11 protein-coding genes are annotated in these 13,988 nt (G+C 65.5%); 4 read left to right on the forward strand and 7 right to left on the reverse strand.

From position 1 onward, the window contains the following. The first annotated feature begins 92 nt into the window (after positions 1 to 92). Positions 93 to 1,448, forward strand: a complete 1,356-nt coding sequence (locus ACRXBZ_RS03195; protein ID WP_433877702.1) for an aminotransferase class I/II-fold pyridoxal phosphate-dependent enzyme — start codon at positions 93 to 95, stop codon at positions 1,446 to 1,448. A gap of 337 nt (positions 1,449 to 1,785) precedes the next feature. Here ACRXBZ_RS03195 and ACRXBZ_RS03200 read toward each other — a convergent pair whose 3' ends face one another. Continuing rightward, positions 1,786 to 2,718 (reverse strand): LysR family transcriptional regulator, encoded by a 933-nt coding sequence (locus tag ACRXBZ_RS03200; RefSeq protein WP_168589367.1) that lies wholly within the window; start codon positions 2,716 to 2,718, stop codon positions 1,786 to 1,788. 369 nt (positions 2,719 to 3,087) lie between these two features. On the opposite strand from ACRXBZ_RS03200, the gene ACRXBZ_RS03205 reads away from it, so the two are divergent. Then, entirely contained in the window at positions 3,088 to 3,552 is a 465-nt protein-coding gene (locus ACRXBZ_RS03205; RefSeq protein ID WP_433877703.1) for an Lrp/AsnC family transcriptional regulator, read from the forward strand. On the opposite strand, the gene ACRXBZ_RS03210 is transcribed toward ACRXBZ_RS03205, so the two are convergent. The 3 genes from ACRXBZ_RS03210 to ACRXBZ_RS03220 are packed head-to-tail and all read right to left on the reverse strand — an operon-like array spanning position 3,509 to position 7,411. Continuing rightward, a complete protein-coding gene (locus ACRXBZ_RS03210) occupies positions 3,509 to 4,912 on the reverse strand; it encodes an aspartate ammonia-lyase (RefSeq protein ID WP_433877704.1) in 1,404 nt (467 codons plus the stop codon). The genes ACRXBZ_RS03205 and ACRXBZ_RS03210 overlap by 44 nt on opposite strands. After that, positions 4,909 to 6,330, reverse strand: coding sequence for an aldehyde dehydrogenase family protein (locus ACRXBZ_RS03215; protein WP_433877705.1), 1,422 nt, complete (start codon positions 6,328 to 6,330; stop codon positions 4,909 to 4,911). The genes ACRXBZ_RS03210 and ACRXBZ_RS03215 overlap by 4 nt, the downstream gene beginning before the upstream one ends. Next, positions 6,323 to 7,411, reverse strand: coding sequence for a homoserine dehydrogenase (locus ACRXBZ_RS03220; RefSeq protein ID WP_433877706.1), 1,089 nt, complete (start codon positions 7,409 to 7,411; stop codon positions 6,323 to 6,325). Before ACRXBZ_RS03220 ends, ACRXBZ_RS03215 begins: the two co-directional genes overlap by 8 nt. Positions 7,412 to 7,740: 329 nt before the next feature. On the opposite strand from ACRXBZ_RS03220, the gene istA reads away from it, so the two are divergent. Together istA and istB are read left to right on the forward strand one after the other, a co-directional pair. Continuing rightward, the gene (istA, locus tag ACRXBZ_RS03225) at positions 7,741 to 9,123 is read left to right on the forward strand and encodes an IS21 family transposase (RefSeq protein WP_433877707.1); all 1,383 of its coding nucleotides are present in this window, start codon (positions 7,741 to 7,743) and stop codon (positions 9,121 to 9,123) included. A gap of 20 nt (positions 9,124 to 9,143) precedes the next feature. Continuing rightward, positions 9,144 to 9,995 carry an IS21-like element helper ATPase IstB gene (gene istB, locus ACRXBZ_RS03230; protein ID WP_433877708.1) on the forward strand — a complete coding sequence of 284 codons (852 nt, stop codon included), beginning with the start codon at positions 9,144 to 9,146 and terminating at the stop codon, positions 9,993 to 9,995. 168 nt (positions 9,996 to 10,163) lie between these two features. Here istB and ACRXBZ_RS03235 read toward each other — a convergent pair whose 3' ends face one another. The 3 genes from ACRXBZ_RS03235 to ACRXBZ_RS03245 all read right to left on the reverse strand — a co-directional run bounded on the left by ACRXBZ_RS03235 (position 10,164) and on the right by ACRXBZ_RS03245 (position 13,809). Beyond that, positions 10,164 to 11,306 (reverse strand): hypothetical protein, encoded by a 1,143-nt coding sequence (locus ACRXBZ_RS03235; RefSeq protein WP_433877709.1) that lies wholly within the window; start codon positions 11,304 to 11,306, stop codon positions 10,164 to 10,166. A gap of 314 nt (positions 11,307 to 11,620) precedes the next feature. Next, complete coding sequence (locus tag ACRXBZ_RS03240) at positions 11,621 to 12,853, reverse strand: trans-sulfuration enzyme family protein (protein ID WP_433877710.1); 1,233 nt, start codon at positions 12,851 to 12,853, stop codon at positions 11,621 to 11,623. A gap of 356 nt (positions 12,854 to 13,209) precedes the next feature. Beyond that, complete coding sequence (locus tag ACRXBZ_RS03245; RefSeq protein WP_433877711.1) at positions 13,210 to 13,809, reverse strand: helix-turn-helix domain-containing protein; 600 nt, start codon at positions 13,807 to 13,809, stop codon at positions 13,210 to 13,212. Positions 13,810 to 13,988 lie beyond the last annotated feature (179 nt).

Genomic DNA, 13,988 nt, shown 5'->3' on the forward strand with positions numbered 1-13,988 from the left:
CACTCCTCGATCGTCTGTGGGCAGGGCAACCGCCAACCAGCCCAGTTTGTCACATGACAAAGACTCTACAGGGTGGATACGGCTTCTGTCACGTGCCATACACTGGCGAGGTGACGAAAGACGCCGCCGATCGTGCGCCGGTCAAGATCATCGGCGCCTCAGCAGGTGAGATCTCCGATAGCGTGCGGAACCTCGTCAGCACAGGTCGACTGCAGCCTGGTGATTCGGTCCCGCCGATTCGTGACCTCGCACTCGAGCTCGGCGTGCATCGCAACACCGTGGCCGCCGCCTACCGAATGCTGGTCGCCGCCGGTGTGGCCGAAACCCATGGTCGGCGCGGCACCGTCATCACGTCCCTTCCCCACCTCGAGGGCGAGATGGCCGTGAATACCGAACTGGTCGACCTGTCCAGCGGCAACCCCGATCCGGCACTGCTACCCAACCTCGGATCGGCGCTTTCCCAGATCGACTACCAGATGCAGATGTACGGAAGCCCCGTCATCGATCCCAGGTTGCACCAGTGGGCACGCAACACGCTGGCACCCGAACTCGACTGCCCCTTCGAGATCTCGGTGACGCACGGCGCTGTCGATGCGGTCGAGCGACTGCTCACCGCCCATCTCACGCGTGGCGATTTGGTCGCTATGGAAGACCCGTGCTTCTACGCAAGCGAAGGGACGGTACGACTCAACGGATTCCGCGCGGCTTCGGTCAGCGTCGATGCCGAGGGGATGGAGCCAAGAGCCTTGCGGATCGCCCTGGCCGCGGGAGCTCGGGCCGTCATCGTCACGCCCCGGGCGCACAATCCGACGGGCGTCAGCGTGACGGCCGAGCGGGCCCAAGAGATCAGGTCCGTGTTGCAGCGCTATCCACACGTACTTGTGATCGAGGATGACCACTTCTCCGCGATCTCGCGCAACTGCTACAACCGGGTTACCCCAAGCACCACGCAACGCTGGGCGCTCGTCCGGTCGGTGGCGAAGTTCCTCGGGCCAGACCTGCGCGTCGCGGTCGTCGCCTCCGACGGGGAAACCGCCGATCGGCTCGGGAGCCGTTTGCGGCCGGGCGCCACCTGGGTGAGCCATCTGCTCCAACAGCTCGCGGCGAATCTCCTCGAGTCAGATGCCGTTGCACGACAACTAGATCACGCGCGTCATGCGTACGCCGAGCGCGTGGACGTACTGCGCGAGGCGCTGACCGAAGCGGGAATTGACACCCCATTCCCCACCGACGGCTTCAATGTCTGGGTACCCGAGCCCGCTGGTTGCGCCGCCATGGTCACAGCGCTGCGGGAGGCCGGCTGGTCGGTTCGGGACGGTGCCCCGTTCCGAACCCCGACAAGCAAGACCCCGCACGGGATCCGCATCACCGCCTCGAGGCTGACCCGCCCCCAGGCCCGCGAGTTCGCTCAGTGCCTCGCACGGATACGTCAGTCGATCACCAGCTGACCGTCCGTCCAGGAATTGACCGCGCGGCGAACGGCCCCAGCCACCGCCGGACCGCTCGGCGACCACAGCAGGCGTTGCAGCCGAGAGGTTCTGGTTGACCCGGACGGAATGGCCATCACGTGTGGGCCGCCAGCACCGGCGATCCCGGTCTGGATGGCTCCGGAAGCGCACCGTGCGGAGCCATCCGCCAATCCTGCCGTGCGCTGCATAACCTGTGCCACGAAAGGGAATTCAATGTCGCAGCCCCTTGATGCTCCACCAGAACCCGTTCCCTCGGTGCACCCGGCCACGAAATCCGACCCGTCTCACCTGGCTCCACGCCGTTGACCTGTAGGCATCAATTTGCCGAGCGAGCCTCAGCTGACTCCACGAGCGAGTTAGCGATCTGCCGGAGAGAACCCAGCACAACCGACACCGCTCGCCGGGTTGTCTGTTCAGGACGAGCGAGGACGTCGACGTTGCGCACTGCTCGTACCCCTGCGAGCGGCCGCAGCGTCACGGCGGACCCGGCTGGTGGGCGGGCCGTGTAGCGCGGGAGCAACGCCAGCAGATCGCCGTGAGCAGCGACCATCGCCGCAGCGGTCGTGAAATCGTTGATCCTGTGCACCACCCGCATCGGTTGGCCTGCTGACGCTGCGATCACTTCGAGCATGTCGGCAGGCGAGAACCCGGCATGCGTGGAAACCCATGACTCGTTGACGAGTTCCGTTGGGCTAACAGACTCGTACTGGGCAAGGGGATGATCTGCACGCATCGCCACGTCCATTGGCTCCCGCAGGAGGGGCACCACGGTCAGTCGTTGGGACGGCCATGGATACGTGTGACTCATCCGGTGCGCGATGACGATGTCGTAGGACGCCGTCAGCGCCGGAAACGCATCCTGGGCGACGTCCTCGTCGACACATTCCACAGGAGGATGGTCAGCCCCGTTGGACATCGCGGCCAGTGCGGGAAAGAACGTGACTGTGGCGCTATGGAATCCAGAAACCCGGACGATTGCCGATAAGTCCCCCAGATACTCGTCGACGGCCACCTGGGCCCGGGCCATCGCCGAGGCCACTGACACCGCGGCATTGGCCAATGCCCGACCGGCGTCAGTGAGCTCGACCGACCGGCCACGCTTGTGCGTAAGCGGCGCAACGAACTGGCGCTGCAAGGCGGTCAGCACCTGCGAAACGGCAGACGGGGTGACCGACAGCGCCCGGGCCGTGCCCGCGATGCTGCCATGGTCGGCGAGCTCACGCAGCACCCGAAGCTGATGCAGATCCATTAGGCAAATCTAAACCATTACTGTTGTTATTGTCTGTTTATCTTGCGCGTTGGCCGCTCTAGCATCGGGTGCGTCCCCCCGTTCCGCAGCCCAGGGGCTCCTCGCCCGTCCGCGATTTCACTTGGGTACGACGAGTCGCTCTCGTGCGCGTCCGCACCAGAAACTGTCGATCCCCTCAAACCGTAAAGGGTTGACTTGTAGGGATGTTGTTCGTTGTGGTCAGCGCCGCGCTGCTGGGGCGGCCGGGGCCGTGGGTCCTGCTGGTCCAGGCAACGTGTGGCACGTTGCCTGGCTGTCGGCCAGATTAAACGCATGCCCCCGGGGCCGGAACCTGGCCATCCTGGGGCAGCGCAAAGGAGATCACCTGTTGTGGATGCCATCGACGAGAAGATCATTGCCGAGCTGTCTCGCAACGCGCGTATCTCGCATGCCGAGTTGGCCCATCGAGTCCTGCTGTCCCGTAACGCCGTGCGCCAGCGGATCGACCGGCTGGAGCGTCAGGGACACATTCGTGGCTACACGATCGTGCGCGATGAGGACAGCAACACCGGTGATTTCGTGTCTGCGCTGGTGCTCGTCTACCGGCAGGACCGCATGCGCGGTGGGGAGGTCCTGGCCGCGCTCAAACGAATCCCGGAGGTCGTCATCTGTGAGGTCCTCAGCGGCGATTTCGATCTCATGGTGCGGCTGGAAGCGCGGTCCCTGGAACGCATACGCGGCATCTGGGAAGACATTGCCCAGATGCCTGGCGTAAGCGACACGGTTACCGCATTCGCACTGTCCCGGGTGATCAACCGCGCACGGAAGGCACGCTCTGCGGAATCGGAGCCATGAGCCCAGTCGCCTGCTCCCGGCTGAGCAGGCCGGCCTGCTCGACCAGGTCGGCCACGCTGGATCCGGTTGCCAGGGCCTGCTTGGCGATCGCGGCGGCGGCCGCATAACCGATGTGCGGTATCAGCGCTGTCACCGAGCCGACCGAGCCGGCCACCTGGCGGGCGAGCCGTTCTTCGTTGGCGGTGATGCCCTCCACGCACATAGTGCGCAGCGCAGCACAGCCACGGGTGAGCCACTCGACCATGGTCAGTAGCAGGTGTCCGATCAGCGGCTCAAACGCGTTGAGCTGGAGTTGTCCATTTTCAGCGGCCATCGTGATCGAGACATCGGCCCCCGCCACCGCGTAGGCGATCTGGTTGACCATCTCGGGGATCACCGGGTTGACCTTGCCCGGCATGATCGATGAACCCGCCTGGCGGGGAGGCAGGTTGATCTCCGCGAAGCCGCTCTGCGGACCGCTCGAGAGCAGCCGCAGGTCGTTGCAGACCTTCGACAGCTTGACGGCCGTCCGTTTCAACACGCCCGAGACCTGCAGGAACACGCCGGTGTCGGCGGTGGCCTCGACCAGATCGGTGGCCGGTCGCAGGTCCAGCCCAGTCAGAGCGCGCAGGTGGCGCACTGCCGCCGCGGCATATCCGGGTTCGGCAGTGATACCGGTGCCGATCGCCGTGGCACCGAGGCTTATCTCATGCAGCAGCGGCAGGGTCTCCCCGATACGGGCACGGTCTTCAGCCAGCGTGACACCGATGGCGGTGAATTCCTGGCCAAGCGTCATGGGGACGGCATCCTGGAGTTGGGTGCGACCGACCTTGATGATGGCAGCGAAATCCTGACCTTTGGCGTCGAACGCTTTTGAGAGCGAACCGAGCTCGGCCAGCAACCCATTCAAGGCCATGCTCACCGCGAGTCTCAGCGCCGTAGGGTAAACGTCGTTCGTTGACTGGCAACGATTGACATCGTCGAGCGGGGACAGCATGTCGTAACGTCCCCGCCCGTAGCCCATGTGCTCTAGCGCGAGGTTGGCGATGACCTCGTTGGCGTTCATGTTGGTGCTCGTGCCGGCACCGCCCTGAATGACATCGACGCGGAACTCATCGTGGTGACGGCCCGCCTCGATGTCCCGGCAGGCTGCGACGATCGCATCCGCTTTGTGCGGCTGGATGGCGCCGATCTCCTTGTTGGCCAGAGCTGCCGCGTGCTTGACGGTGGTCAGTGACCGTACCAGCACCGGGTGTGCGGAAAGTGGTATTCCACTGACTTGGAAGTTCTCCACAGCGCGGCCGGTGTGCACACCCCAGTAGGCCTCCGCCGGGACCGCCAGCGCACCCAGCGTGTCGGATTCCGTCCGGTACACGGTCACCGCACGCCCTCCTTGATGCAGACCACCTTCGTCTGGGTCATCTCCTCGTAGGCGAAGCGCACACCCTCGCGGCCCATGCTGCCGTATTTGAAACCACCGAAGGGCATCGCGTCGAAACGGTAGTCGGACGAATCGTTGATCATCACTCCGCTCGCCTCCAACGACTGGGCGGCCGACAGCGCGCGGTCGAGGTTCGCGGTGAAAATCCCGGCGTGCAGGCTGAAGTCGACCTCGTTGGCTCGTTGGAGCGCGTCATCGAAGGAGTCGAACGGCTGGAGGCACACCACCGGCGCGAACGCCTCCTCCTGCCATATCGCGCACTCCGCCGGGACGTCCTCCAGAACCGCCGGAGTGTAGAAGGAGCCGTCCAACTGGTTGCCGCACAGCAGTGTCGCGCCGCTGGCGATGGCCGTGTCCACCTTCGCCCGGGCGGAACGGGCAGCGTCCGCAGTGATCATGGGGCCCACGTCGGTGCTCTCGTCGGCCGGGTCGCCGACGCGCAAGCGCTTCGTGCGGGCGACAAACGCATTGCGGAAGGTCTCATACGTCTCACGGGCGATCAGAATTCGTTGCGTACCAACACAATTCTGACCTGCTGCCCAGAATGCGCCAGAGACGCAAGAGTCGACCGCGAGGTCCAGGTCGGCGTCCTCCATGACGATGACAGCGGCGTTCCCGCCGAGGTCCATGGCGAGCTTCTTCAGTCCTGCCGACCGCGCGATGGCCTCGCCAGTTGCGAAGCCGCCCGTGAACGACACCATCCGCACCTCGCGGGCGGTGACGATCGCAGCCCCCACCTCGGCATCACCGTTGACGACGGTCACGACTTCTTCCGGCAGGCCCGCCTCGACGAGCGTGCCCACCAGCCGCAGCGCCGATAGCGGCGTGAGCTCGGAAGGTTTCAGAATCACCGCGTTGCCGCCCGCAATCGCCGGGCCGAGTTTGTGCGCGACCAGGTTGAGCGGGTCGTTGAACGGCGTGATGGCCGCGATGATGCCAAGCGGCTCCCGGGTGAACCATCCCTTGCGGTTCTCCGAGCCCTCGAAAGCATCGAAGGGAACCATCTCACCAGCGTTACGCCGGGCCTCAGCCGCCGACAGCGCCAGGGTGTTCACCGCACGTGCGGTCTCCTTGCGAGCCTGGGTGATGGTCTTGCCCGCCTCTTTCACAATCAGCGAAGTGAAGACCTCAGCGCGCTGCTCGACCAGCCGAGCAGCCCCCTCCAGCACGGCCGCCCGCGACGCGCGGGACATGGCCTGGGCGGTACGGCTGCCGTTGCGGGCACGCTGGAGGATGCTGTCGATGGCAGCGGCGTCCACCATGCGCACCGAGCCGATGACCTCACCGGAATAGGGGTTGCGGACGGCCGAAATCTGGTCGTCGAAAGTGCGCTCGGCTTTTAGGGCGATGTCAGCCATGAACGGTCTCCTCAAGGGCGTGCCCGCAGGAAGCGGCGGCGTCGTTTGCGTGTCGCTGGTGGATGGCGATGATGTCGGACAACAGGGCGTAGGCAGTCTCGATACGCCCAGCGCCCGGCCCGGAGACGGTGACGGTGCCGAGCAGATCGGTGCGGAAAGCCACGGCGTTGACCGGCCCAGCGATCCCGGACAACGGGTGATCGGCGGACAGCGCGATCGGTGCCACCCGGGCATCCACACTGCCGTCGGCGCGGCGGGTGGCTGAGCCGACCAGCTTCCAACGCAAGCCCTTGTCGGCGGCATCCTTGATGTCCTCCGCGGTGATCCCGGAGATCCCTTCACGGAAGACGTCCTCGCTTCGCAGGTCGGCACCGAGGACCTCGTTGGCGAGGATCATGACCTTGAGCGCAACGTCGTGTCCCTCGACGTCGGCCGTGGGATCGGCCTCCGCATATCCCAGGTCCTGGGCCTCACTGACGGCAGCTTCGAAGTCGGCACCGTCTTCCAGCCGGCCCAGGATGAAGTTGGAGGTGCCATTCATGATGCCTTCTACGCCGGTGATCCGGAGGCCGCTGAGCAGACGCTGCGCGGTACGCAGGACCGGGGTACCGCTGAGAACTGAGCCCTCGAACTCGAAGCTGACACCGTGCTCGGCAGCCAGGTTCCGGAGCTTGCGGCCGTGCAATGCGACCGGTCCCTTGTTCGTGGTGCACACGTGCTTGCCTGCTTCCAGTGCCCAGCGCACGTGGGAAACGGCGGGCTCGCCGTCGGCGGGATTGGTGAAGGTGGCCTCCGCGACGATGTCGGCGGGGACGTCGCGGATCACCCACTCGTTTCGCGGATCGGGGCTGCCGCCCTTCATGTCTGCGAAAGCCAGCTCGCCGGGAGCCGTGGCCAGCAGCGGGGCGAGGTCGAGGCCATCAAGGTCGACCAGTGATCCGGCACGTAGGTCGGTGATCGCAACGACCCGAAGGGCGAACCCGAGCTCCTGGGCGAGCTCATCGCCACGCTCCTCGATCAGCGCGGCTAGCGCCCGATTGACACCGCCGAATCCGATGAGCGCAAGGTCATATCGCCTCATTTGATGTCTCCTTCGCAGTGCGCCGCAACCCTCACAGTGCGACTACGCAAAGTCTCGCCGCCAGGAGCGGCACCGCGACCATGCCGCAACGGCCGAAGCACATGCCTGTCTGCACTGTCTCGATGACAATTCGCCCCTGTGCGCCGTTATCGACGTTCTCGCCACTGACGCCCACAACGCCAAAGCGTCGGCTTGACGGCGCTCAGGTGAATCTCCCCAGACCTGCTCATTGAAATTCCCCACCCGGCGTGGCTCCGCCGAGACGGGCGGGGCTCCTTCGAGTCTGGCGGTCTCTGACCACACACCAGCTCGAAGGAGCCCCACGTCTCATGCTCACACGGGAGGAAGACATCGACGCGCACGCCCTGCGTGCCCGGGGTTGGACGATCTCGGCGATCGCCCGTCACCTGGGGCGGGACCGCAAGACCATCCGCGCTTATCTGTCCGGTGTCCGCGAGGCGGGGGCGCGTGCCCGCGCGAGGCCGGATCCGTTCGAGCGGTTCGTGGCCTACTGTTCGGCGCGGCTGGCCGAGGACCCGCATCTGTGGGCCACCACCCTCTACGACGAGCTGCACGAGCTGGGCTATGCGCACTCGTATCCGACGCTGACCCGCCAGATCCGCGACCGGGGTTTGCGTCCGGCGTGTGAGCCGTGCCGACCGGCGAAGGGCCGGGCGGTGGCGGTGATCGAGCACCCACCGGGGGATGAGACGCAGTGGGACTGGCTTGATCTGCCCGACCCACCCGAGCACTGGGGGTGGGGTGGATGCGCGCATCTGCTGGTGGGGGCACTGTCGCACTCGAGCCGGTGGCGCGGTGTCCTGTGCCCGAGTACTGATCAGCCGCACCTGATCGATGGGCTGGACCGGGTTACCCGCGCGTTGGGCGGGTTGACCCGGGCGTGGCGGTTCGACCGGATGGCCACCGTCATCAACCCCGAGTCCGGTCGGGTGCAGGCCTCGTTCTCGGCCGTGGCCAAGCATTATGGCGTCGCGGTGCGGGCATGCCCACCACGGCGAGGTAACCGCAAGGGAGTCGTGGAGAAAGCTAATCATGTTGCGGCGCAACGGTTCTGGCGCACCCTGCCTGACGATGTCACGCCCGAGCAGGCCCAGCAGCGGCTCGAGGCCTGGTGCTCCACGCGCGGTGACACCCGGCTGCGCGCCACCGCGGATGGCAAAGCCAGCGTGGCCACCGTCGCCGCGGCCGAGCCGCTGCGCACCCCACCCGCGGACCCGTTCCCGGCGACCCTGACGGTCACCAGGATCGTCTCGGCGCAGGCGCTGGTGTCCTTCCGCGGCAACCGCTACAGCGTCGCCCCCGAACTCGCCGGCGCCACCGTCACCGTCTCCCACCGGCTCGGCGCCGGCCACGTGGATGTCGCCACCGAGTCCGGGACGGTGATCGCCCGCCACACCCTGGCACCCGAGGGCGCCGGCGTCATGGTCCGCGACCACGGCCACGTCCTAGCGCTCGAGAAAGCCGCCCTGGCCGCCACCACCACCGCGCGGCCGCACCGCAGCAAGCAGCGCATCCCACCCGGACCGGACGCACGAGCAGCCGCCGACGCCCTGCGCGCCCAGCGCACCGACACAGCGCCGACCAGCGGCGTGGACGCCAGTGGTGAGGTCGTGATCGATCTCGCCCGCTACGCCGCCGCAGCCGCCGCCCGCACCACCCTGCCCCCGGCCGACCCGGCCGACGAGAAGTAACAACGAGAGAGGAAAACACAGTGACAGCAACAAAAACAACCCCGAACACGACCCTCGACGCTGCCCCGTCCACACCGGCGCAGGCCAGCCTCTACCAGCAGCTGCGCGGTCACCTCGCGACGCTCAAGCTGCACGCCGCCGCCGAGGCACTGCCCGGTGTCCTCGAGTCCGCGACCGCCGAGGGTCTCACCCTGACCGCCGCCCTCGAACGACTCTGCTCCATCGAGGTGTCCGCGACCGAGGCCCGCCGCCTGGCCGGCAGGCTGCGCTTCGCCTCGCTGCCCACCCCCGCCACCCTGGAGGACTTCGACTACGACGCCGCCCCCACCGTCGATCCCAAGCTCATCGCCGAGCTGGCCACCTGCCGCTACATCGAGTCGGCCACCAACGTCCTGCTCATCGGCCAGCCCGGCCTCGGCAAAACCCACCTCGCCGTCGGGTTGGCACGCAAAGCCGCCGAAGCCGGCTACCGCACCTACTTCACCACCGCCGCCGACCTGGCCGCCCGCTGCCACCGCGCCGCGATCGAAGGCCGCTGGGCCACCACCATGCGCTTCTTCAACGGCCCGGCCCTCCTCGTGATCGACGAGCTGGGCTACCTCCCGCTGCCCGCCGAGGCCGCCTCCGCGTTGTTTCAGGTTGTCTCCCAACGCTATCTGAAGACCTCGATCATCCTGACCAGCAACCGCGGCGTCGGATCCTGGGGCGAGGTCCTCGGCGATACCACCGTCGCCGCGGCCCTGCTCGACCGGCTCCTGCACCGCTCCGTCGTGCTCACCCTCGAGGGCGACTCCTACCGCCTCCGCGACCACCAAGCCCGCGCCGACACGCTCCGCAAAACCACCACCGGCACCCACCAACCGCTACGCTAACCACCGCCCCCGAGTGGGGAATTTCAGCGAGCAACTCTGGCCAAAATCAATTAGCGGCGTCAGGCTCTCCCAACGCAAACCAGCTGCTGTTTCCCAGCCCTGCGGGGCTATGGCTTGCTGGCGTGTCCGCCGGACGACCGGCCACGGCTCAGCAGTGACTGTGGTGGCTCAGCTTGCGGAGGTGAAGCCCGGTAGCACGCTCAGCAGTGGAATGGTGATGAGGGTGCAGACGGTCATCGACAAGACGTTACCGATGAAGGGGTGAAAATCGGATGGCAGGCGTTTCGAGATTTGGGCGGCCAGCGGTGGTCCCGCGATAGCTCCGAGGGCAGCCCCGACAACGATGGCCTGCACCGTCGGTCCATACGTCAGCACGGTGGCCGGCGCGACGGAAACGACCGGGACGAAAGTGGGATACCAGCCGGCTTCGACCCAGCGGCGGTGGTAAACGAGAACGCCGATCGTCGCAGTGAGTACCTGGGCCATCAGCACCGCAGGCAGTAGGCCGGTGCCGTAGACCGGAGCCAACGGGTTGAGCACATAGGTCAGAATGGTTCCGGCGATCAGACCGACTGCGGCGATCTCGTTGCCGTAGAAGGGTGCTTCGGTGAAATCGGCGAGAACCCGCCGGACCACCCATCCTGGTCCTTGTCGGGAAGGCACGGCTGGTGTGCCTGCCGGAACGTCTTCCTGCCCGGCTGCCTCGGGCGTGTCCGCGGACGAATCGCCGCCAGGTTGCGGCATCCACGGCAGGTGTCGGCAGAACAAAAAAGCGATCAGAGCGCCGATCCACATGCCAGTGACGCTGCCGATCACGCCAGGAAGGCCAAGCGGAACACACACGAAGTTAACCACCAGCAGAGCAACCGGGGTTGTCAGGGCGGCCCCGAGCACGGCACCGGTGACCGCCACCGCCCACCCTGCGCCGTAGACGAGGACGATGGCTGGCGGGACGGAAACGAATGGCACGAAGGTGGGCTGCGACGTGCTGGTGACAGTCCATGCCCAGCCCCAGGCTATCTCCGACAGCAGCAGTCCCAACAGCGCGGAGCCGACTACCCAAGGCCAAAGTCCGGTGCCGTAGCTGACGGGAAATCCTGCCCAGCGGCGGCCTCGTTTCCAGGCCAGATGGGCGACCCAGCCGCCGACGAGCATGCCCAGCCCGCCGAGTTCGGTCTTGAAGAATTGCGCTTCGGTGGTGTCGCTGACCCACCAACGCAGGAACTGCGGGATGCTGGTGTAGGCCTCGTTCTGCCAGCTTTCGTAGTCGGGGAGCAGATGTGGCACTACGCTGGCGGCGCCCGGGAGCACGATGGCCAGCGCCGCCGTAATCGCTACCATCGCCAGCCCGGCCAGCCACCGGGCGACCGCGGTCGGTGGCGGTGACAGCACAAGGTTCGTGGGGAGTTTCGCGGGGCGGGTCATGAGGGCCTTCCGTCAGCGTGGAGCGCGTCGCAGCCGCGGTAGCCAAGGCTGGTGTCATCGAGATCGGCGCGGCGCGGTCGCGGGCGAGGTCGTTGAGACGTTTCAGATCAGCGCCGAGGGGGCGGCGAGCACGTCACAGAGGCCACGAGTAACGTCGTCGTTTCCCGTAAACTGAGGCGAGCTGCCTTTTGCCGCTTGACTTAGTTGGTTCCGAATGTGGCGTCAAGAGCCGCCGAGAGGTCGGCGATGAGGTCGTCCGGATCTTCCAGGCCAACCGAGAGACGCAGGTGACCATACTTCTGGAAAAGCTCGGGATAATTTTCCGAGCCGCCACGCGCTTCCCCTGCGACGTGGACGATGAGTGATTCGTCATGGCCAAGAGACACCGCAGAGGTGATGATCTTGAGGTTGGAAACGAACCGGTTCTGAGTGTCGGGGTCTCCCTCGACAGCGAAGGCCATCATTCCGCCGTAGCCACGACCGCGGAACTGACGTGCAGCGACCTCGTGCTGAGGATGCGACTCAAGCCCCGGATAGTAGACGTACGCGACTCGAGGATCGGTCTGCAAAAACGCAGCGACCTTCTCCGCGGAGCTGAAATGCTGACGCAACCGCAAGGGCAGCGTCACAGACCCGCGCATGATGAGCCAGGCGTTGAACGGGGAGATGGACCCACCGACATCGACCAGGGCCTCCGACTTGATGCGCGAGACAAGCCGACGGGAGCCGATGACAACTCCACCCATCGAGTCGCCGTGGCCATTGATGTACTTCGTCAACGAGTGGATGACGAGATCGACGCCCAGTTCGAGCGGACGGAAGAACGGAGGCGGAGTGAACGTGGAATCAATCGAAACCAGCGCCCCATCCGCGTGTGCGATCTCAGCGATAGCAGCAACATCGGCGACCTTCGTGGTCGGGTTCGCAATCGCTTCCGTATGCACCAGACGCGTATTCGGTCGCATCGCCGCCCGAACCGCTTCAAGATCACTCATGTCGACGAACGTCGTCTCGATCCTGTACTTCTCGGGGAGCAACTCCGCCATCAGGCGCCACACCGCCTCATAGGTAACGTCCCCGACCACCACATGATCGCCGGACTTCAGCAGCGAAAAGAAGACGGCATGCAAAGCAGCCACGCCTGTTGCGAACACGGCCGCATCCTCGCCACGCTCCAGAGCAGCCAGCTTCGTCTGAAGACAGATCTGATTAAACCCCGAGTTCCGCGTGTACGACAGCGTCTCGGTGTCAGACCAGTCCATCTCGGACGGGTCATCCGGAAGCAGATACGAGTTCGCCATCACGATCGGAGTACGAATCGCACCACCGGCCGAATCCGTCGTATTCCCACCATGAACAGCCTGAGTGGCAAACGCGAGACTCGCCAGGTCATGCTTGTCAGGCCGAGACCCGTTGCGAACGTTCTCACTCATCAAGATCAATCTCTTTCGTTAGGTCAACAAGCCGGTATAAGATCAGCCGAGGCAATCGTGCCTTCGAGTTAAAACCTGGTGGAGATCGCTCGGCTCTCCACCAGCAACAGTCAACTCCGACTACGCCCGAGTGCCCCGTGCACGGCAAGCCTCGCGCCGTACCGCAAGCTCACGAGCTCCACCGCGCGGGCACCTGCCGAGGTTTCGAAACCTGCAGCTCAGCGCCCAATGTCGCGTTACCCGCACATCATAGTTGCATCATACTGCACTTGGAGTGCACCGCAATACCTCGTGGTGTTCTGTGGGACACACGACCGCAGTGCACCCCTCACCCCGCCGATAGCTCAGGTGAGGGATCAGTTTCCTCCTACGCCCGGCTGCAAGACCGTCATCGAGAAATGCACGTTGTCGCTTCCCGCACACGCGTACCCGTGCAACTGATCGCCGTAGAGAACAACCGAATCTCCCTCGGCGATGCGTTCCACATTCGAGCCGACGTAGACCTCGAGCTCGCCCGCGTGCACGAACAGCACTTCCCGTGTACCCCGCGAATGGGGCTCGCTGTCGAGCCGCTCACCAGGCGCCATGTCCCAGTCCCAGAGCTCAACGACCTGCGGCGGCTCAGTCGCCCCGACGAGGACACCGCGGCCGCCGCTGGGCCCGCGCCACAGGATGTGTGATTCCCCAGCCCGGTGAACGCGAATAGGACTGACCGCGCCGTCTTCGACAAGATCGGACAGCGAGACGCCGAAGGCGCTCGCGAGTCGAAGAAGGACCGCGATGCTGGGATTCGACTGACCCTGTTCGATGATCACGAGTGTCCGTCGGCTCACGCCGGACCGCTCAGCAAGCGCGTCCAGTGTCCAGTTCCGTTCGGAGCGCCAGCGTCGGACGCGCCCACCGATGGCCTCAGCCACGGCATTCGTATCGACGGCAGGTCTGTCCGGTTCACCCATGGTGGCATCATACTGCACTCTCAGTGCAGCCGAAGGCCCAGGGCGTGTGGCGCCGCCCGCTAGATCGGCTGCCAAGGAGACTGATCAACACCAACCCCAACACGGCGAACGTCCCCACCTCCCCAGGAGGTGTGCGATTTCAATGGAAATCGAAGGTCCGATTTCCATTGAAATTGCGG

The sequence above is a fragment of the Saccharopolyspora hattusasensis genome (assembly GCF_050972075.1).
Classification (GTDB): domain Bacteria; phylum Actinomycetota; class Actinomycetes; order Mycobacteriales; family Pseudonocardiaceae; genus Saccharopolyspora; species Saccharopolyspora hattusasensis.